The sequence below is a fragment of the Metapseudomonas phytobenefica genome, from assembly GCF_043392685.1.
GTDB lineage: Bacteria > Pseudomonadota > Gammaproteobacteria > Pseudomonadales > Pseudomonadaceae > Metapseudomonas.
On the sequence record NZ_JBHZGM010000001.1, the window covers coordinates 436,040 to 454,393 of the forward strand.

The 18,354-nt window shown below is 61.8% G+C and carries 17 protein-coding genes and 1 tRNA gene; 10 read left to right on the forward strand and 8 right to left on the reverse strand.

Annotated features, from left to right (window positions below):
- Nucleotides 1-263 precede the first annotated feature (263 nt).
- Nucleotides 264-2,531 carry a DUF1631 domain-containing protein gene (locus ACFW0B_RS02015; protein ID WP_449146275.1) on the reverse strand — a complete coding sequence of 756 codons (2,268 nt, stop codon included), beginning with the start codon at nt 2,529-2,531 and terminating at the stop codon, nt 264-266.
- Nucleotides 2,532-2,851: 320 nt separating this feature from the next.
- Between ACFW0B_RS02015 and nadC the strand changes: the two genes are divergently transcribed.
- Together nadC and ACFW0B_RS02025 are read left to right on the forward strand one after the other, a co-directional pair.
- Nucleotides 2,852-3,700, forward strand: a complete 849-nt coding sequence (gene nadC / locus ACFW0B_RS02020) for a carboxylating nicotinate-nucleotide diphosphorylase (RefSeq protein ID WP_449146276.1) — start codon at nt 2,852-2,854, stop codon at nt 3,698-3,700.
- 383 nt (nt 3,701-4,083) lie between these two features.
- On the forward strand, nt 4,084-4,314 hold the full coding sequence (locus ACFW0B_RS02025; RefSeq protein ID WP_449146277.1) for a hypothetical protein: 231 nt from the start codon (nt 4,084-4,086) through the stop codon (nt 4,312-4,314).
- Between the two features lie 76 nt (nt 4,315-4,390).
- Here the strand turns inward: ACFW0B_RS02025 and ACFW0B_RS02030 are convergent.
- From ACFW0B_RS02030 to ACFW0B_RS02045, 4 genes are all read right to left on the reverse strand, one after another.
- Nucleotides 4,391-4,466 (reverse strand) — tRNA-Thr (locus tag ACFW0B_RS02030).
- Between the two features lie 61 nt (nt 4,467-4,527).
- Nucleotides 4,528-6,321 (reverse strand): PglL family O-oligosaccharyltransferase, encoded by a 1,794-nt coding sequence (locus ACFW0B_RS02035; protein WP_449146278.1) that lies wholly within the window; start codon nt 6,319-6,321, stop codon nt 4,528-4,530.
- 42 nt (nt 6,322-6,363) lie between these two features.
- Entirely contained in the window at nt 6,364-7,980 is a 1,617-nt protein-coding gene (locus tag ACFW0B_RS02040; RefSeq protein WP_449146279.1) for a tetratricopeptide repeat protein, read from the reverse strand.
- 112 nt (nt 7,981-8,092) lie between these two features.
- Nucleotides 8,093-8,518: a pilin gene (locus tag ACFW0B_RS02045; RefSeq protein ID WP_449146280.1), complete on the reverse strand. Its 426-nt coding sequence runs from the start codon at nt 8,516-8,518 to the stop codon at nt 8,093-8,095.
- A gap of 250 nt (nt 8,519-8,768) precedes the next feature.
- On the opposite strand from ACFW0B_RS02045, the gene pilB reads away from it, so the two are divergent.
- Genes pilB through yacG form a run of 5 tightly spaced genes read left to right on the forward strand, consistent with a single transcriptional unit; the run spans nt 8,769 to nt 13,375 of the window.
- A complete protein-coding gene (gene pilB / locus ACFW0B_RS02050) occupies nt 8,769-10,475 on the forward strand; it encodes a type IV-A pilus assembly ATPase PilB (protein WP_449146281.1) in 1,707 nt (568 codons plus the stop codon).
- Nucleotides 10,476-10,477: 2 nt separating this feature from the next.
- A complete protein-coding gene (locus tag ACFW0B_RS02055) occupies nt 10,478-11,695 on the forward strand; it encodes a type II secretion system F family protein (RefSeq protein ID WP_449146282.1) in 1,218 nt (405 codons plus the stop codon).
- A 2-nt stretch (nt 11,696-11,697) separates the two neighbouring features.
- Nucleotides 11,698-12,570, forward strand: coding sequence for a prepilin peptidase (locus tag ACFW0B_RS02060; RefSeq protein ID WP_449146283.1), 873 nt, complete (start codon nt 11,698-11,700; stop codon nt 12,568-12,570).
- Complete coding sequence (gene coaE / locus ACFW0B_RS02065) at nt 12,567-13,178, forward strand: dephospho-CoA kinase (RefSeq protein ID WP_449146284.1); 612 nt, start codon at nt 12,567-12,569, stop codon at nt 13,176-13,178. The genes ACFW0B_RS02060 and coaE overlap by 4 nt, the downstream gene beginning before the upstream one ends.
- Nucleotides 13,175-13,375: a DNA gyrase inhibitor YacG gene (yacG, locus tag ACFW0B_RS02070; protein ID WP_151131890.1), complete on the forward strand. Its 201-nt coding sequence runs from the start codon at nt 13,175-13,177 to the stop codon at nt 13,373-13,375. The genes coaE and yacG overlap by 4 nt, the downstream gene beginning before the upstream one ends.
- A 766-nt stretch (nt 13,376-14,141) precedes the next feature.
- Here yacG and ACFW0B_RS02075 read toward each other — a convergent pair.
- The 3 genes from ACFW0B_RS02075 to ACFW0B_RS02085 are packed head-to-tail and all read right to left on the reverse strand — an operon-like array spanning nt 14,142 to nt 15,719.
- Nucleotides 14,142-14,828 carry an energy-coupling factor ABC transporter permease gene (locus ACFW0B_RS02075; protein ID WP_449146285.1) on the reverse strand — a complete coding sequence of 229 codons (687 nt, stop codon included), beginning with the start codon at nt 14,826-14,828 and terminating at the stop codon, nt 14,142-14,144.
- Nucleotides 14,825-15,292, reverse strand: coding sequence for an FAD/FMN-containing dehydrogenase (locus tag ACFW0B_RS02080; protein ID WP_449146286.1), 468 nt, complete (start codon nt 15,290-15,292; stop codon nt 14,825-14,827). The genes ACFW0B_RS02075 and ACFW0B_RS02080 overlap by 4 nt, the downstream gene beginning before the upstream one ends.
- A gap of 4 nt (nt 15,293-15,296) precedes the next feature.
- Entirely contained in the window at nt 15,297-15,719 is a 423-nt protein-coding gene (locus ACFW0B_RS02085; protein WP_449146287.1) for a GNAT family N-acetyltransferase, read from the reverse strand.
- 133 nt (nt 15,720-15,852) lie between these two features.
- On the opposite strand from ACFW0B_RS02085, the gene ACFW0B_RS02090 reads away from it, so the two are divergent.
- The 3 genes from ACFW0B_RS02090 (at nt 15,853) to ACFW0B_RS02100 (ending at nt 18,100) form a co-directional block, all read left to right on the forward strand.
- Complete coding sequence (locus ACFW0B_RS02090) at nt 15,853-16,479, forward strand: DUF1780 domain-containing protein (RefSeq protein ID WP_449146288.1); 627 nt, start codon at nt 15,853-15,855, stop codon at nt 16,477-16,479.
- Nucleotides 16,480-16,567: 88 nt separating this feature from the next.
- Nucleotides 16,568-16,741, forward strand: coding sequence for a DUF3094 family protein (locus ACFW0B_RS02095; protein ID WP_069082234.1), 174 nt, complete (start codon nt 16,568-16,570; stop codon nt 16,739-16,741).
- A 60-nt stretch (nt 16,742-16,801) separates the two neighbouring features.
- Nucleotides 16,802-18,100 carry an NAD(P)/FAD-dependent oxidoreductase gene (locus ACFW0B_RS02100; RefSeq protein WP_449146289.1) on the forward strand — a complete coding sequence of 433 codons (1,299 nt, stop codon included), beginning with the start codon at nt 16,802-16,804 and terminating at the stop codon, nt 18,098-18,100.
- Nucleotides 18,101-18,354 lie beyond the last annotated feature (254 nt).

Here is an 18,354-nt window from a genome sequence, read left to right on the forward strand (position 1 = left end):
TAGGCGCGGTGGAGCCATTTTAGCGAGAGGAAAACACCGCCGGAGCGGTGGCAACCCATTCGTAGCCTGGATGCAATCCGGGATCATCCAACCATCGGGCCGGCTCTTCTGTGGGGGCGATTTCAATCGCCAAGGGCAACGCAGTTGCCTCTTCGGCCATGGCGGGCAGACCTGCGGCCTGCCTGGCGAATGAATTCGACCCTACAGCGAACGGTGCCGATGCGATTCGCGAGCAAGCTCGCTCCTACAGGGCGGTACCCCGATCAGGCCCCCTTGAGCCGCCGCAGATTGCCGATCACCGACTCCAATGCGCGGTCGAACAACAACGCATCGTCCAGCAGCCGGATGGCCTTGCGACGGAACTCCACGGCCAGGCTCATGCGGGTCTTCTCCAGCACCTTCATGCCGGTGCGGTTGACGAAGATGTACTTGCCGGTGGGCTTGATCAGCGCCGCCAGCTTGCAACGCAGCTTGTGCTCTTCGTCTTCCTGGAATTCGACCCAACTGCCAACCCGCAGGTTGTCGACGAAAGCGAGGGCTTCTTCGTCATCCGCGAGGCAGTCCTCGGGTTCCTGCGCCGGAGCCTCGTCGGGCGAGGCCAGGACGATCTCCTCGACCACCGCGACCATGGCCGGCGCCGCTTCCTCGTCCACGTTTTCCGCGTCCGCCAGGTCGAGCAGCGGCGGCGACGCCAGGCCGTCGTCCACCGGCTCGCGCTTGCCGAAACGCTGGAAGGCCTGGATGTGCAAGGTTTCCAGCTGGCTGAAGAATTCGCTGGTGGAGAACGGATCGAACGCGGCGCTGGCCAGCCCCTCGCGCAGGGACTTGAGCAGCCCCGGCACCAGCTCCAGCAGGCGCGCCCGGGCTTCCGGCGCTTCGTGGGGTTCCACGCTCCAGATCAGGTCATCCAGGGTCTGCAGGGCGCACTGCCATTCGGCCGACTCCACGCCGTGCTTGAGGCAGGTCAGCAGCATGACCTTGCTCCAGGCTTCCTGCAGCAGGCGCACCACCACTTCCGGCAAGGTGCGGCCGAGCAGGCGCTGGTTGAGGGCTTCTTCCACCTGCCGGCGGGCCAGTTCGGTCCGGGCGCGGCCTTCTTCGGCGTCGCGGGTACGCTGTTCCAGCAATTCGCTGCGACGGCGCTCATCGCCGGTATAGGCAAGGAATTCGGCGAGCAGCTCGGAGAAGATCGCCGGGTCGTCGACGAAATCGTTCAGCAGGCGCTGCACCACCTGTTCGATGCGGTGGTAGAGGCTGTCGCGCTTGGCGTCATCCTGTTCCACCCAGCCCAGGGCGGCGGAGGCGATCTCGTTCAGCAGGCGGCGAGCCGGGTGGCTGCCGCGGCTGAAGAAGGTCTTGTCCAGCAAGGCGACCTTGAGCATGGGGATCTGCATCCGGCCGATCAGCGCCTTGAGCGAATCCGGCAGGGTGCGGTCGTCGAGGATGAACTCGAACAGCATGGACACCAGGTTGATGACGTCGTCGTCCACCTGCCCCACCACCCGCACCCGGCCGCTGCGGGCGCTGGCACGGGTGAGCAACTGGTCGAGGCTCACCCGCAGGTCGTAGTCATCCTCGTGCTGCTGCGGCAGGTGCTGTTGCAGGTGCGAAAGAATGCGCATCAGGTCGAGGCTGCTGACCGGCACCGCACCGGCCGGATACTCCCGGCGCGGCAACACACCGCTGCCGCGCACCTGGGACAGCAGGTCCTGGAGCACGCCAAAGACTTCCTGCACGCCTTCTTCGGAAACCTGGCTACTGCCTGCTGCAGTGCCCGTCTGGGCCTGGGCTGGGCGCGCGGCGGTGCTGGAACGCTCCGGCTGGCGCCGGGCCGGCGCCGAGCGCAGTTCCGGAAGCACGCCGACGGTGACCAGAATCTGGTTGGCCTCGGCGTAAACCTGGTCGAGCTCCGCCAGGACGTATTTGTCGAACAGCTTGAGGATGATCAGCTTGACCCTGATCTCCACGCCCAGGCTGTGGCAGGCGTCGAGGAAGGCCTCGCACAGCGGGCGCGGGCCCAGCGGGCTGTTCTTGTTTTCGATCTTCTTGCTGACCAGGGCATTGAAACGCGCCGTGAGGTGGCCGAGGGCGATGCCGTCGCGGTTCATCACCTTGGCAACCATGGCGTCCAGCGCCACGGTTTCCTCCAGCTCGTCGTTCTGCACCAGGGACAGGCTGTCGAAAGACACCGCGTCCAGCTTCGGCACCACGCCTGTCTCGTACTGATTGAGGGAAGAGAATGACTCGAAGACCTTGTGCAGGAAGGTCCGCTCGATGCTCTTGCGCTTGAGGCGCAGGTCGCGCATCGCCTCGAAGAAGGCATTCTGCTCGGAGTTGCTGGTGGCACGATCCGCCATCTCGAAGAGCGTGTCGTCGGCATTGTCGAACAGCACCTGAAGCGCCTGCCTCAGCTGCAAGGCCGCCTTGTCGCGCACCTGGGTCAAGGCCACCGGCAGCCTTGTTGCCGATGGGGTTGGCGATGGCTGGGCATCCCCCTTGTTCAGCGGCACTACCTTAGCGTCGGTCTGCATCACGAGCCTCCCGCAGGCCGGGCCCTTCCGAAGGGTTCATCGGACCGCAATCGAACATGGGGAGTCATCCATAACGTCAATTGGCTGGCGTCAAAAATATAAAGTTCCGACGCATTATATGGATGATGCCGTGACAACCAAGCGAAGATTTCCTACAGACATGACTCAAATCACAGACGCAGGAATTCCCGCCGACCAACGCACAGCACACCGGACGCACTCATGAGTACTAGCAGAAAGCACCAACCGCTTGTTCCCCGGCACTGCGCCAGTCGTCGGCAGCCTTTATAATCGCCGCCATCCTGCCTGCGGAGCCCACCATGCCCAACCTTCTCCTCGCTGACCTCACCGCCGAAATCGAGGCCAACGTACGTACCGCCCTCAAGGAAGACATCGGCAGCGGTGACATCACCGCCCAGCTCATCCCCGAGGACCGCCAGGCCCGCGCCAGCGTGATCACCCGCGAAGCGGCCATCATCAGCGGCACGGCCTGGGTGAACGAGGTATTCCGCCAGCTCGACCCGCGCGTGAAGGTGGAATGGCAGGTGCAGGACGGCGATCGCGCCGAGGCCAACCAGGCCCTCTTCCACCTCGAAGGCCCGGCCCGCGCCCTGCTCAGCGGCGAGCGCAGCGCGCTGAACTTCCTCCAGTGCCTGTCGGGCGTCGCCACCCGCGTCGGTCACTACGTGGAACTGGTGAAAGGCACCCAGGTGAAACTCCTCGACACCCGCAAAACCCTGCCCGGCCTGCGCCTGGCGCAGAAATACGCCGTGACCTGCGGCGGCGGCCACAACCACCGCATCGGCCTCTACGATGCCTTCCTCATCAAGGAAAACCACATCGCCGCCGCCGGCGGCATCGCCCAGGCCATCGCCGCCGCCCAGCGCATCGCCCCCGGCAAGCCGGTAGAAGTGGAAGTGGAAAGCCTGGACGAACTGCAACAAGCCCTCGATGCCGGCGCCGACATCATCATGCTCGACGAACTCAGCCTCGACGACATGCGCACCGCCGTCACCCTCACCAACGGCCGCGCCAAGCTCGAAGCCTCCGGCGGCGTCAACGAAACCACCCTGCGCACCATCGCCGAAACGGGCGTCGACTACGTTTCCATCGGCACCCTGACCAAGGATGTGAAGGCCATCGACCTGTCGATGCGTCTGACGCTCTGATTCCCGCCTGGCCAAGCCTCGGGGCGTTGCCATGCGCCCCGGGTGCCGCTATGGTGCGGCCGTCCTGGCAAATTCCAGGGCCGGGCGTCGCGGCCCGAAATGCAAAAGGCGCACAAGCGCCGACCATCTGATTGCTGGCGCTTCTTTGTGCCCGCAACCTCGAGTCATGGCGGCTGTGCGCGGGAGACCGAAAGGTCTGCCGGGTTCCTTTTGCCCCGGTCCGCGAACCCGTGCACAGCTGCCACCCCAAATCGTTTCGCGGCGATTCGTGGCAGCTCCCAGGCAAAAGGAGCTTTGACCATGCACACCCACATCCCCGCAAGGAATGCACGCATCCGGGTATCTACCGCCACCCCAAACCGGAAAGCCGCTGGAGGTGAACCATGAACACCTTCGCCCGCATTGCCGATCGCCACGGCGACCGCCTTCTGACAGCCAGCTACGCCCTCAACACCCTCGCCGACCTGCTGGGCTGCGACGGCCTGGAACACCACCTGAGCGACCGCGACCTGAAAGGCCTGCACCACGCCATCAAGGCCATCTCGGACCTGATGCAGTGCTCGGCGATGGAGCTGTACGGCACCGCTGAGAAAATCGACCGGAAGGCCAGGTAGCAGCGCAGCGGAAAACCTTCCAGCCCGCAGAAAACAAAAAGCCCCGCAGAACCTGCGGGGCTTTTTGCCTGGATCATGGTGCCGGTAAGAGGAATCGAACCCCCGACCTTCTCATTACGAATGAGCTGCTCTACCGACTGAGCTACACCGGCGGCGGGCGTAAATTAGCACCACGATGGTATGGCGGGCAATCACCTGTCAGATGCCACCCCATTACCTCGCCGTAAGCGCCACCTCCGTAGTTTTCAAACAGCGTTGCGGGATCTGAAGCTGGTAGCTTTTCGAGAAATCGAACACACCTGACTTGGCCTGTGCAATTTCTCCACGTAATGACTCATCCTTGTCTCGCAAGAATTCCGCCAGGTTCCTCTGCAGAAGCTTGTCATCAATCCCGGGATAAACCCGATAACGACTCCTGATTACGCTCAGCGCAAACTCTCTTTCTCCACGCAACAGCGCCTCCAGCGCCATGTGGTCAAGCAACTCGGGTCCCGGCAAAACGTAATTGAGATCAACCAGACGGCAGAACAGCAGAGGACTCTGCCCCGGACGCAGATAGCCAAGCGAAACAAGGTCTGACGAGTAGGTCAGCAGCGGGTTGGCCGCGAGCCTGCTCATTTCCCGCAAACGCTGGATGTTCACCTGCTGGTCACTGGTCGGCGCCGTGTAACGAACCAGACGCACGAACCCATCCAGGGACCAAGCAGAGAATCCCAGAGCAGAAACCACGATCAACGCCGTAACCCCTCGCATCCACGCAGTTGGCACATAGCTGACCACGCTCTTCGCCGGCACCATCGCGGCAACGGATACGAATAGATAGAGTCCCCATACGTACCAGAGCGGGAACTCCAGATTGCTGTGTATGAACAGCACACCGAAGGTGACGAACAGGAACAGCCAGCCGCCCTCCTTCCTGGGAGCTGCCATAACCTGGAGCACCAAAACCAGCATCACCATCACGGGTAGCAGCGCGGCCAATCCCAGCTCGGCAAAGAGGTTCAGAAAGATGTTGTGAGCATGGCTCCAGTTGTTGTCCGCGGCGGCCTGGCTCGCTCCCTGCAGCTGGACCAGGAAGCTATTCGGAGCGTACCGCCACCAACCAACCCCTGCGGGGAAACTGTGCTGGATGATTTGCCAGGCTTTGGACCATTCGGCCAGGCGGATCGACTCACCAGCGGCAGCGCGCTCAACACCGCTGACAGCATTCGGCACCAGCCATCCCAAGGCCCACTGCGTGGCCAGGAAACCGAGCGCGATCAGGATGAAGAACGCCAGGTAGCGCTGGCCGTGCGGATGCCTCCGCCCCCAGCACACGAACCAGACAATCGAAGCGATCACACCCCAGAACAGGTAGAGCAATATCGAACGGGAACCACTGGCGGCCAGTAGCAGGCCAACCGGAAGACTCAGCAAAGCAAGCACGAACAACGAGCCGCCCCGCTTGAGTCTGGCCAGTCCAAATGCCATGAAACCGATAAACACGTAGCTGCAGAAAAGATTTCGCTGGGCAATATTGCCCACAACATTCAACTCGTCCGGTCTGTTGTCACTGAACACATATCCAGGAAAAGCCCACTCCAGCCCATAGAGCTGTATTGCTCCTGCCAGCAGATTGAAAAGCGCCCCCGCCATCACCCCCAACATGAGCGCATCTACCAGCAACTTCCTGCTACCCAGAGCGACCGTCGAACGCAGAACTATCCCGAGCACGCCTGCCACAAGGACTACGACGAAACCAACCTGTGCTGGTGCTCCATCACCCGCGACATAGATCAGTGCAGCGAACGCCAGCAAGCCCAAGTCGAACAGACCGACCTGCAGACGAGGCAGGCAGGCGATACCCGCCAACAGGATCGCCAGAGCCAGAACGAAAGCACTGGTCTGCGAAATGAAGTCGGCGTCCGGATAAAAATGGAACGGCAAGCAGAACGGCACCGATACAAGCAGCGCCAGCAACCCGGCCAGGACAGCTGCCCCGCGGGGACTTATCGAATCCGAATTCAACGACTCACTCCAACCAGAGCTGAAAATAATCCATCGTACGAACTACTTCTGCGCCTGGAGCTTCTCGCAGATAGCTCCGGCCCCCAGGTCGCACGCCTGCTGCAAGACTTGCCTCGCCTCGTCCGCACGACCGACTCCCTCCAATGCCTGGGCTTTGCCAAGATAGGCCTTGAAGAAAACCGGTACCAATTCGATGGCCTTGTCGAAATCAGCCAGGGCAGCAGACCAGTTTTTCTGGTTCAGATAGATGATGCCCCGATTCAGGTAAGCCATCGTATAGGTTGGATTGCGCGCCAATGCCTGGTTGTAGTTCTCCAGGGCCTCTTCGCTACGACCGATCTCTTCGAGCGTAACGCCCACGTTGTAATAGATCCGATAGCCGCCCAGAACTCCGGGGCCTTCGCCGGAACGCTCGAGCAAGTCCCGAGCCTCCAGCCAGACCAACTGAGGCCGTGACAACACACTCAGGCGATCGAAGGACAGCGCCACGAAGAACAGCATCATCACGGGGACCAGCAGCACTAGCATGCGACGTAGTCTGCACAGACCTAACGCCAATGCGATAAACGCGCCGGGCATCCACAAGTAGCTTCGATAAAGCACGAAGCACTCCTGCAGCCTCACGGTCGATAACTCCGTGGCGAATAGAACCCCCGGAATCAGCACAGCCAACCCCAGCAGGCCGACAGCTCCACCCCGCCAAAGCAACAGCCCTCCCCCCAGCATGTACCCCACGAAAACCAGGGGTCCAAGCCAAAGCATCGGATCGCCGAAGCCCAACGGAAAAGCCTCACGCATGTCCACCGACAACCAGGCAGGATTGGGTAGCAGCCATAGGCCCAGATACTTGAAGAACAAACCCAGCTGATTGAGAACACTCAACGGGTAGAGCATTTCTTGTGGCAGATTCAGCTCCCCTTGCAGCATTTCGCCGGTCAACTGCTCATAGGGATTAGCCACCAACCACCACCTGAAGCTCAGGATCACAAGCACGGATAGGGTGAGCTGCAGGAGAAGCACAATGGCGACTTCGCGCACCGAATGGTTTTGCACCGCAGCACTGCGCTTATAAAGCACCCAGAGCAGTGCTGCCACGAACGGCATCATGACTACATGCTCTTTGGCCATGATGGAAACCGCGAACAGCGGCAGCGAAAGCCAGAGAGATGCCCGGGAGCCCCCCAGGCCGCGCCAGAATGAATAAAGGCTGAGCAGGGCGAACAAGGTCGCGCAGATTATCGTCCGCTGGACCAGATAAGCCTGCGTATAGATCGCCAGAGGGTGAATGGCAAAGAAGGCCGCTGACAACATCGCAGCCGCATCTTTCCCGAGAAATTTATCCGGTGCCTTATCCAGATCATGCAGAAGACGGCGAATCAACAGATACAGGACAAAGCTTACGCCCACGTGCGCAAGCAGATTACCGAAGCGCATCCATAGGAGAGTGTCATTGAACACTTTGCTGGTCAGGGCAAAGGTTTCAAATACCCAGGCTCGTGGTGCGAATTGCCCCCCCTGCGAGCTCATGGACTCCAGGGCACCAGCCCTGAAAGCGTGCAGGTCATCAAAGATTAGCGGACTTTGCAGAAACGGCGCGCACAATGCCAACAGCGCACCAAACAGAAGGGCGAACGCAGAAGTGCGCGCAATCGATTTCATCGAATCACCACCAGACATCTCATAAAACAATGCCCCGCATCGCGGGGCATTGTCAGGAGAGCATGTATCTAAGCCATCATCTTGGTGAGGGGATACAAGCCTGCCCCATCACTTACTGCTTGACGTAACCAGCAGTCACACAGGCGCCGGAGAATTGCCAGGCCAGGATGCTACCTGCCCCCACAGAGGGAGTCAGAACACAAGTCTCAGAAGTCTGAATGCCCTTGACGGCGTTCGGAATGCCCGTAATTACGCCGTTGGCACCAACTTGAATCTCCTCGAGTACGCCCGAGGTGCGACCACTGAACGCCGGCGGAATGCCGTAAGAACCGGCAGTAGCGCAAGTGGCGAGGGCACCCTCGGTCTGGAAGCACTCGGTGACACCCACCTTGTAGGGTTCCATACCGGCGGTCACTTCGGAATAGGCAGCACGTTTGATGTAGTTCTGGTAAGCCGGCAGAGCAATGGCAGCTAGGATACCGATAATGGCAACCACGATCATGAGTTCAATCAAAGTAAAGCCTTTTTGAGCCTTCATTATGTATTCTCCAATTAGTTGAAGGTCGAACGACCTGCGCATTGAAAGGCACTTACCGTGCCAACTCACCAGATACCATCATTCCGCACTCATAATCCTTCCTGGACCGTAGCCAGCCGTATTGGCAACAGGCCCGACAGGGCATGAATAGCCATTTACTGCCCAATTTTGTCACCCACCGACTGACGATTTGGCGCCCCGTGTCATCTACGTTATAAGGCAATGTCAAATCCATTGATCGACTCTTGTCATGACCGAGACTTCACCCACGCTTTCCGGCCTTGCCAAACAGCTGGTTCTCACCAATCTGCTGGATGAACGCAGCGCACTTCAGGCCCACACCCAGGCACAGCGCAACAAGATTCCACTGATTACTTACCTGGTGCAGAACAAGCTGCTGAAGAGTCGGGACCTGGCCGAGATGGCGGCGGAGCAGTTCGGCGTCGCATTCCTGGATTTGAGTTCCATCGATAGAGATGTGCAGCCCAGGGAACTGGTCAGTGAGAAGCTGATTCGGCAGCACCGGGCCCTACCCCTCTGGCGTCGAGGCAACAAACTGTTCGTCGCCATTTCCGACCCCACCAATCACCAGGCAGTTACCGACATCCAGTTCAGCACCGGCCTGAACACCGAAGCCATCCTGGTGGAGGACGACAAGCTAGGCGACGCCATCGAGAAGTACTTCGACAGCGCCAACAGCGGCATGGAGGACCTGGGTGATGTCGATCTGGATGGAGTTGATGTCGAAGCGGTCGATGATGACAAAAGAGACGGCGCAGTCGGCGTGGATGTCGACGATGCCCCCGTGGTGCGCTTCGTCAACAAGATGCTGCTGGATGCCATTCGCGGCGGCTCTTCGGACCTGCACTTCGAGCCCTATGAGCGCTCGTACCGGGTGCGCTTCCGTACCGACGGCATGCTGCATGAAGTGGCGAAGCCACCTGTCCAGTTGGCCAGCCGCATTGCTGCCCGACTCAAGGTAATGGCGGCACTGGATATTTCCGAGCGCCGCAAGCCCCAGGATGGGCGGATCAAGATGAAGATTTCCAAAGCGAAATCCATCGACTTCCGCGTCAACACCCTGCCCACCCTGTGGGGCGAGAAGATCGTGATGCGGATTCTCGACCCCACCAGTGCGCAGATGGGCATCGACTCCCTCGGTTACGAAGAGGACCAGAAAGAACTCTATCTCGCAGCCCTGAAGCAACCCCAGGGGATGATCCTGGTGACCGGCCCCACCGGCTCTGGCAAGACGGTTTCCCTCTATACCGGCCTGAATATCCTCAATACTGTGGATATCAATATTTCCACGGCTGAAGATCCGGTGGAGATCAACCTCGAAGGCGTCAACCAGGTCAACGTCAACCCCAAGCAGGGCATGGACTTCGCCCAGGCCCTGCGCGCCTTCCTGCGTCAGGACCCGGATGTGATCATGGTGGGGGAGATTCGCGACCTGGAAACCGCCGAAATCGCCATCAAGGCCGCGCAGACCGGCCACATGGTGCTGTCCACCCTGCACACCAACAGCGCCGCGGAAACCCTGACCCGCCTGCGCAATATGGGCGTGCCGGCCTTCAACATCGCCACCTCGGTGAACCTGATCATTGCCCAGCGCCTGGCACGCAAATTGTGCAACCACTGCAAGAAGGAACATGAGGTTCCCCGGGAAACCCTGCTCAAGGAAGGCTTCCCGGAAGAGCGGATCGGCAGCTTCAAGCTGTACAGCCCGGTGGGCTGCGAAAACTGCAACCAGGGTTACAAGGGCCGAGTCGGTATTTATGAAGTGGTTAAAATCACGCCGGCCATGCAGCAGCTTATTATGGAAGAAGGCAACTCCATCCAGATCGCCCAGCAGGCGCGCCGCGATGGCTTCAATGACCTGCGAACCTCCGGCCTGGTGAAAGCCATGAATGGCATCACCAGCCTTGAGGAAGTCAACCGCGTGACCAAGGATTAACCATGGCGGAAAAAGCGCTTAAAACCAGCACCTTCGTCTGGGAGGGTACGGACAAGAAAGGCTCGAAGGTCAGGGGAGAACTCAGCGGGCAAAACCCGGCGCTGGTGAAGGCCCAGCTGCGCAAGCAGGGCATCAACCCCATCAAGGTGCGCAAGAAGTCTACTTCTCTGCTGAGCGCGGGGAAGAAGATCAAACCCATGGACATTGCGCTGTTCACCCGGCAGATGGCCACCATGATGAAGGCCGGTGTTCCGCTGATGCAGTCGTTCGACATCATCGGCGAAGGCTTCGAGAAGCCGGCCATGCGTACCCTGGTGAACGAGGTCAAGCAGGAAGTATCCGCCGGTAACAGCCTGGCCAACTCCCTGCGCAAGAAGCCTGAGTATTTCGACGAACTCTATTGCAACCTTGTTGACTCCGGCGAGCAGGCGGGCGCACTGGAAACGCTGCTGGACCGGATCGCCACCTACAAGGAAAAGACCGAGGCGCTGAAGGCCAAGATCAAGAAGGCGATGAACTATCCGATCGCGGTGATCGTTGTTGCCATCGTTGTTTCAGCAATCCTGCTGATCAAGGTTGTGCCGCAGTTCGAGATGGTCTTCGAGAACTTCGGAGCGGAGCTTCCCGCGTTCACACTGATGGTGATTGGGCTTTCGGAAATACTTCAGGAGTGGTGGTTTGTCGTGCTTGTGTTGTTCTTCGTCGCGGGTTTCGCTATTCAACGCGCGCACAAGAGCTCCGAGAAGTTTCGCGATTGGACTGATCGCTCAGTGCTGAAGCTCCCGATCGTTGGCGACATCCTCTATAAATCGGCCGTGGCCCGCTTTGCCCGTACGCTGGCGACCACCTTTGCCGCTGGTGTGCCGTTGGTAGAAGCCCTCGACTCAGTTGCAGGCGCGAGCGGCAACGTGGTGTTCAAAAACGCTGTTCTCAAGGTCAAACAGGACGTTTCCACCGGTATGCAACTGAACTTCTCCATGCGCACCACTGGCGTATTCCCAGCTATGGCGGTGCAGATGACCGCCATCGGCGAAGAGTCAGGCGCTCTGGACGATATGCTCGACAAGGTCGCCAGCTTCTATGAACAGGAAGTGGATAACGCCGTCGATGGCCTGACCGCCCTGATGGAGCCCATGATCATGGCCGTGCTCGGTGTGCTGGTCGGTGGCCTGATCATCGCCATGTACCTCCCCATCTTCCAGCTGGGCAGCGTCGTCTAAACATGCAGTTGATCGATTTTCTGGCCAGCCATGCGCTGGCCTTTGTTTTATGCGTGCTCCTGCTGGGCTTGCTGGTGGGCAGCTTCCTCAATGTGGTGATCCATCGCCTGCCGCAGATGATGTTCCGCGACTGGCAGGAGCAGGCCCGCGAGGCGCTGAGCCTGCCGGCCGAGCCCAAGGGGCCGGTGTTCAATCTCGTTCTGCCGAATTCCCGATGCCCCCATTGCAGCCATGAGATTCGCGCCTGGGAGAACATCCCGCTGGTGAGCTACCTGGCGCTTGGCGGCAAATGCTCTTCCTGCAAGGCGCCCATCAGCAAGCGCTACCCCCTGGTGGAACTCGCCTGCGGCCTGCTGTCGGCCTATGTCGCCTGGCATTTCGGTCTCAGCTGGCAGGCTGCGGCCTTCCTGGTGCTGACCTGGGGCCTGCTGGCGATGAGCATGATCGACGTCGATCATCAGTTGCTGCCGGACGCGCTGGTCCTGCCGCTGCTCTGGCTTGGCCTGATCCTCAACAGCCAGGGCCTGTTCGCCAGCCTGGAGGATGCGCTGTGGGGCGCCGTGGCCGGCTATATGAGCCTGTGGTCGGTGTACTGGCTGTTCAAGCTGGTGACCGGCAAGGAAGGCATGGGCCACGGCGACTTCAAGCTGCTGGCGATGCTCGGCGCCTGGGGCGGCTGGCAGGTGCTGCCGCTGACCATCCTGCTGTCGTCCCTGGTGGGCGCCGTGCTGGGTGTGATCATGCTGCGCCTGCGCAATCAGGACACCGCCACACCGATCCCCTTTGGTCCCTACCTGGCGATTGCCGGCTGGATTGCGCTGCTCTGGGGTGATCAAATAACGGCGACCTATCTGCAGTTCGCCGGTTTCAAATGAACAAACCCTGGATCCTTGGCCTTACAGGCGGCATCGGTAGCGGCAAGAGCGCCGTAGCCGCCCATTTCAGCGACCTTGGCGTGCATCTGGTGGATGCCGACCAGGCCGCACGCTGGGTGGTGGAGCCGGGCCGCCCTGCCCTGGCGAAGATCGCCGAGCATTTTGGCCGAGAAGTCCTGCTGCCGGACGGCCAGCTCGACCGCGCCGCCCTGCGCCAGCGCATTTTCGAGAACGTGGACGAGCGCCGCTGGCTGGAAAGCCTGCTGCACCCGCTGATCCGCCAGGAGATCAGCCAGTACCTGGCGCGGGCCGAGTCGCCCTACGCCATTCTCGTCTCGCCGCTGCTGGTCGAGTCCGGCCAGCACCAGCTCACCCAGCGCGTGTTGGTGGTGGACGCCCCGGAAGCCATACAGATCCAGCGCACCATGCAACGGGACAAAGTGCCCGAGGAGCAGGTCCAAGCCATATTGAAGGTCCAGGCCAGTCGTGAGGAACGCCTGAAACACGCCCACGACGTACTGCTCAACGACCGCGGCCTGGACTGGCTGCGCGCCGAAGTGGAGCGCCTGCACAACTTCTACCTGACCCTACGAGGAGGCCAGCCATGAGCCAACCCGTCACTGTGGAGTGCCCGACCTGCGGCGCTCCGGTGGAATGGGGCCCGCAAAGCCCTTCCCGTCCCTTCTGTTCCGAACGTTGCAAGCTGATCGACCTGGGCGCCTGGGCCGCCGAGGAACACGCCATCCCCGGCGACAACCTGGAAGACGACCTCTTCTCCGGCGACCTGCCACCGCGCGAGCATTGATCCGCGCCTCCCGGGCCAGATCATCGCCTTGTAGGAGCCAGCTTGCTGGCGAATGGGCGATATCCCGGAAAGCTTCGCGAGCAAGCTCGCTCCTACAACAACCGCAACACCCTGTAGGTTGGTCCGAGCGCAGCGAGGCCCGACGTGGCCGGCATCAGCCGCGAACTGTTGGGTTTCGTTCCTCGCGGAGCGCCGCCCGACCCAACCTACAAGCTGCGACGATTCGAATGCTCGGGCTGGCAGGATGAGGCTGAACGGGTAGGGTGCGCCGTGCGCACCGGCGGTTTGGCCGGGTGGCGAGGCGGGGCCTGAAATCGGTGCGCAAGGCGCACCCTACGACCTGGGCCATATCATCACCTTGTAGGAGCCAGCTTGCTGGCGAATGGGCGATATCCCGGAAAGCTTCGCGAGCAAGCTCGCTCCTACAACAACCGCCACACCCTGTAGGTTGGTCCGAGCGCAGCGAGGCCCGACGTGGCCGGCATCAGCCGCGAACTGTTGGGTTTCGTTCCTCGCGGAGCGCCGCCCGACCCAACCTACAAGCTGCGACGATTCGAATGCTCGGGCTGGCAGGATGAGGCTGAACGGGTAGGGTGCGCCGTGCGCACCGGCGGTTTGGCCGGGTGGCGAGGCGGGGCCTGAAATCGGTGCGCACGGCGCACCCTACGACCTGGGCCATATCATCACCTTGTAGGAGCCAGCTTGCTGGCGAATGGGCGATACCCCGGAAAGCTTCGCGAGCAAGCTCGCTCCTGCAACACCATCATCAGCGGGAGTCGTCGTCCTTCCAGGGGGCCTGGAGGTAACGGGTGCGGTTGAAGGTTTCCAGCCAGTCCGGGCAGAACACCACCAGGGCGGTCACTGCCGTGCCGTTGATGAAGGCTTCGGGGAACATCACCAGCCACAGATAGCCGATGAAATCCTCCAGCCAGGGCGGCATCGGGAAAACCCCGTCCACCCACAGCAAACCCAGCCCGATCAGCACGCAAAGCAATGCAGCCAGGGCCGCCGGAAAGAAGCCGCAGCAGAAGATGTATACGAACAGATTGCGTGGCTGGTAATGCTCGACCCATTTGGCGCACAGCTCGGTGACCAGCACCGGCAGCAGCACCAGCAACGCGCCATTGATGCCCAGGGCCGCCAGGTCCTGCTTGCCCAGCGCCACCAGGCCGAGTTGCGCGGCCAGGCCGCCCAGTACGGCAAGCGGCCAGTCCAGCAGCAGGGTGACGGCGGTCAGGCCGATGAAGTGATAGGACACACCGGACTCGAAATCCCGCCGCATCAGCCAGAGCAGGAACAGCGCCATTACAGTGCCGAACAGCAGGTGCTGGCGACGGAAATCGCTGAACAGTTCAACCCAGGGCGCGCGCCATGCGGCCCAGGCGACGGCGGGCAGGTAGATCGCCCAGCCGAGCCCGAGGGTTTCTGTCGACAGGAGTTCGGCGGAGATCACGGCGCCAGGGACTCCAGCGCAGCGCGCAGGGCGTCGGCGTCACTGAATGCCTTCTGCTCGGTGAGCCTGCCGTGGTCAAGCCTCAGCCAGAGCACGGCGGACTCGCTACCCGGATAACGGCTGACGACGCGGGACTCGCGATCCAGCAGGACGCGATAGTTGTAGTCGCGCATGGCGGGCACCGCAAAGAGTGAGGAGACCATCGACGGCATGCGGCTGATGTCCGCCACGAACACGGCATGGCGCGCTTCGAGGTAGCCCCTGGGCTGCCCTTCCAGCGCGGCCTTCACCAGTTTGCCGCCCTCCATGCTCCGCGCCACCAGCAGGACCTGCAGCCCATCGTCCAGGCTGTAGGGCTGGTCGTACTGATCCAGCAGGGTCCAGGGCGCCAGCCGCTCTCCCACTTCCAGGGCATGGCTGAAGGTGGCCAGCAAACCCAGGATCAAGCCAAGGCAAATCCGCATCGATTCAATCTCCAGTGGTCGAGTAGACCCGAATGTCCTCACGCTCCGTCCAGCCCCGCTGCATCTGCCAGAAGGCCAGTGCTTCCGGCGCATCTTCCAGGACGAACACATGGGACTTGCGGATGCCCAGCAATGTCAGGCGTCGCAGGGCCTCCTGCAGCAAAGCCCGGGCCCAGCCCTTGCCACGGTACGGCCGGTCGACCACCAGGTGCTGCAGGTAACCTCGGCGTCCGTCATGGCCCACCAGCAGGCTGCCGGCGACGCCTCCGTGGTCATCCTCGAGCAACAGGCAAAGATCAGGGTTGCGCTGCAGATAGGCGCAGAACGGTTCCAGCTCGTCCTCCGCACGCAAGCGGATTCCCGGCGTGCGGCGCCAGAGCGCGAGCAGGGCGGCATGATCGGCGGCAGTGATGGGTCGAATACGCATGGCGAGCTCCGCAAAGGTCCTGAAAGTTTACACCGCGCCCATACCAGACTAGCTGCGCGCATTTGTCGCGACGCTGTCGCCACTGGCGCGTCAGGCTACACAGAGCACCGGCTGGAAGGCTAAGCTGCGGAACATGAACGAGTCCGACTATCTGCGCCTGCTGACGCGGCAGGCCGAGCAAGCCAACGATTTTCTGTCGAATGCGCGCAAGTGGGAACGCGAGCGCTGGGTCTGCCAGCGGCTCCTGCAGGCGCTGAACCTGCCCTATCGACTCGACGACTTCAGCACCGGGCAGGAGCCCCCGGATGTGCAATTTCGCGACGCCAATTTCGAAGTGTTCTTCGTACTGGATGAGGGACGTCGCCTCAACGAGGAATGGCGTGCCGAGCTGGAGCGTCGACGCAGCGCCTTTTCCCTCGCCCAACTGGTGCGCCGGGAAGGCCGCCCCAAGCGCATCGCCGCCGCCGAACTGCAGGCGCGCCTGGCACCGACCCTGCGCAAGAAGGCACGCAACTATGGCGAGCGCGGGCTCGACCTCGGCGACCTCGACCTGCTGGCCTTCGTCAATCTCAAGCGCGCCACGCCGGACTTCAACAGCCCCTTTCCACCGCCCACGGAATACCTGCGCCAGGGCTGGCGTTCGCTGTCGCTGGTGGGAGCGAATTTCGCCCGGGTGCTGTTCGCCCACCGGGACGCGCCCGACTTCCTGCGCAGCAACCTTGGCCGGACCATTCTTTTCGATGTGGGCATCGGCCTGTAGAGTGCAGCACGCAAAAATCCCCCGCCGCGCGTTGAGCCCCTGTGAATTCGCCGGCTAGAATGCCAGCCACTCCAAAGTCGAGGCCTCCATGCCCAGCCGCCTGACGCCCGAAGACCAGCAAAAGGTCGACCAGTACCTCAACCTTCCCCAGCACCAGGTGGAGCGCCAGCCGTTTCGCCCGTGGCGCCTGCTGTGGATAGTGCTGGCCATCGTCATCGCCCTGGGCATCCTCAGCCGCCTCCTGAGCCGACTCGTGCTATGAGCTGCCTCCTGCGCTCGCCATCGGCGAACAAGAATTCCTATAGCCTTGCGAGACTTTCCCATGTCCCATCGTATCGTGATCGTCGGCGGCGGCGCCGGCGGCCTGGAGCTCGCTACCCGTCTGGGTAGAACCCTCGGCAAGAAAGGCCTGGCCAGGATCGTGCTGGCCGACGCCAACCTCACCCATATCTGGAAACCCCTGCTTCACGAAGTGGCCGCCGGCTCGCTCAACTCCACGGAGAACGAGCTGAATTACGTGGCCCAGGCCAAGTGGAACCACTTCGAGTTCCAGCTCGGCCGCATGAGCGGGCTCGACCGCAAGCGCAAGGTCATCCAGCTGGCCGCCACCCACGACGAGGAGGGGCGCGAACTGGTGCCTGCACGCGAACTGGCCTACGACAGCCTGGTGATCGCGGTCGGCAGCACCACCAACGATTTCGGCACCGAGGGTGCGGCCCAGCACTGCATCTTCCTCGACACCCGTGAACAGGCCGAACGCTTCCACCGCAAGCTGCTCAGCCACTATCTGCGCGCCCACGCCCAGCAGAACGCCAACGACCAGATCAGCGTCGCCATCGTCGGCGCCGGCGCCACCGGCGTCGAACTGGCCGCCGAGCTGCACCACGCCGCCCACGAGCTCGCCGCATACGGACTGGACCGCATCCAGCCAGAGAACATGCGCATCACCCTGATAGAAGCCGGTCCGCGCGTGCTACCCGCCCTGCCGGAGCGCATCAGTGCCCCGGTGCACCACACCCTGGAAAAGCTTGGCGTCACCGTGATGACCGGCGCGGCAGTCAAGGAGGTGACCGCCGATGGCCTGCTGACGGCACAAGGCGAGAAGATCCCCGCCAGCCTCAAGGTCTGGGCGGCGGGCATTCGCGCACCTGCGCTGCTGAAGGATCTGGACGGACTGGAAAGCAACCGCATCAACCAACTGGTGGTGCGCCCTACCCTGCAAACCACCCGCGACGACGACATCTTCGCCTTCGGCGACTGCGCGGCCTGCCCGCTGGGTGACGGCAGCGATCGCAATGTGCCTCCGCGCGCCCAGGCGGCGCACCAGCAGGCCTCCCTGCTGGTGAAGACGTTCAAGCTGCGCCTGCAGGGCCAGCCGCTGCCGGACTATCAGTACAAGGACTATGGCTCGCTGATTTCTCTGTCGAGCTTCAGCGCCGTGGGCAATCTGATGGGCAACCTCATGGGCAGCGTGAAACTGGAAGGCTGGCTGGCGCGGATGTTCTACATCTCGCTCTACCGCATGCACCAGATGGCGCTGTACGGCACCTTCCGCACCTTCCTGCTGATGCTCAGCGACCGCATCGGCCGCAGCACCGACCCGCGCCTCAAGCTGCACTGACGCCTGGCCTGTAGGAGCCAGCTTGCTGGCGAACGCTGCGGATGCCATTCGCGAGCAAGCTCGCTCCTACGGGTTGGCGGTTATTTGCAGCACTTGATGCAGGCTCAGCCTGAAAAATCACGGACAAATCGAGTAGGAGGAGGCCTCGCGGCCTCCGTCCTCTCACACCACCGTACGTACGGTTCCGTATACGGCGGTTCAGGTCATACGGCTAAGCCGAGTGATCGTATCCAGTATCGACACCAGTCCAAGCG

Bases quoted from the DNA above. Each gene is read 5' to 3' on its own strand.
- ACFW0B_RS02015 (WP_449146275.1), bottom strand. From the start codon at position 2,531: ATGCAGACCGACGCTAAGGTAGTGCCGCTGAACAAGGGGGATGCCCAG.
- nadC (WP_449146276.1), top strand. From the start codon at position 2,852: ATGCCCAACCTTCTCCTCGCTGACCTCACCGCCGAAATCGAGGCCAAC.
- ACFW0B_RS02025 (WP_449146277.1), top strand. From the start codon at position 4,084: ATGAACACCTTCGCCCGCATTGCCGATCGCCACGGCGACCGCCTTCTG.
- ACFW0B_RS02040 (WP_449146279.1), bottom strand. From the start codon at position 7,980: ATGAAATCGATTGCGCGCACTTCTGCGTTCGCCCTTCTGTTTGGTGCG.
- ACFW0B_RS02045 (WP_449146280.1), bottom strand. From the start codon at position 8,518: ATGAAGGCTCAAAAAGGCTTTACTTTGATTGAACTCATGATCGTGGTT.
- pilB (WP_449146281.1), top strand. From the start codon at position 8,769: ATGACCGAGACTTCACCCACGCTTTCCGGCCTTGCCAAACAGCTGGTT.
- ACFW0B_RS02055 (WP_449146282.1), top strand. From the start codon at position 10,478: ATGGCGGAAAAAGCGCTTAAAACCAGCACCTTCGTCTGGGAGGGTACG.
- ACFW0B_RS02060 (WP_449146283.1), top strand. From the start codon at position 11,698: ATGCAGTTGATCGATTTTCTGGCCAGCCATGCGCTGGCCTTTGTTTTA.
- coaE (WP_449146284.1), top strand. From the start codon at position 12,567: ATGAACAAACCCTGGATCCTTGGCCTTACAGGCGGCATCGGTAGCGGC.
- yacG (WP_151131890.1), top strand. From the start codon at position 13,175: ATGAGCCAACCCGTCACTGTGGAGTGCCCGACCTGCGGCGCTCCGGTG.
- ACFW0B_RS02080 (WP_449146286.1), bottom strand. From the start codon at position 15,292: ATGCGGATTTGCCTTGGCTTGATCCTGGGTTTGCTGGCCACCTTCAGC.
- ACFW0B_RS02085 (WP_449146287.1), bottom strand. From the start codon at position 15,719: ATGCGTATTCGACCCATCACTGCCGCCGATCATGCCGCCCTGCTCGCG.
- ACFW0B_RS02090 (WP_449146288.1), top strand. From the start codon at position 15,853: ATGAACGAGTCCGACTATCTGCGCCTGCTGACGCGGCAGGCCGAGCAA.
- ACFW0B_RS02095 (WP_069082234.1), top strand. From the start codon at position 16,568: ATGCCCAGCCGCCTGACGCCCGAAGACCAGCAAAAGGTCGACCAGTAC.
- ACFW0B_RS02100 (WP_449146289.1), top strand. From the start codon at position 16,802: ATGTCCCATCGTATCGTGATCGTCGGCGGCGGCGCCGGCGGCCTGGAG.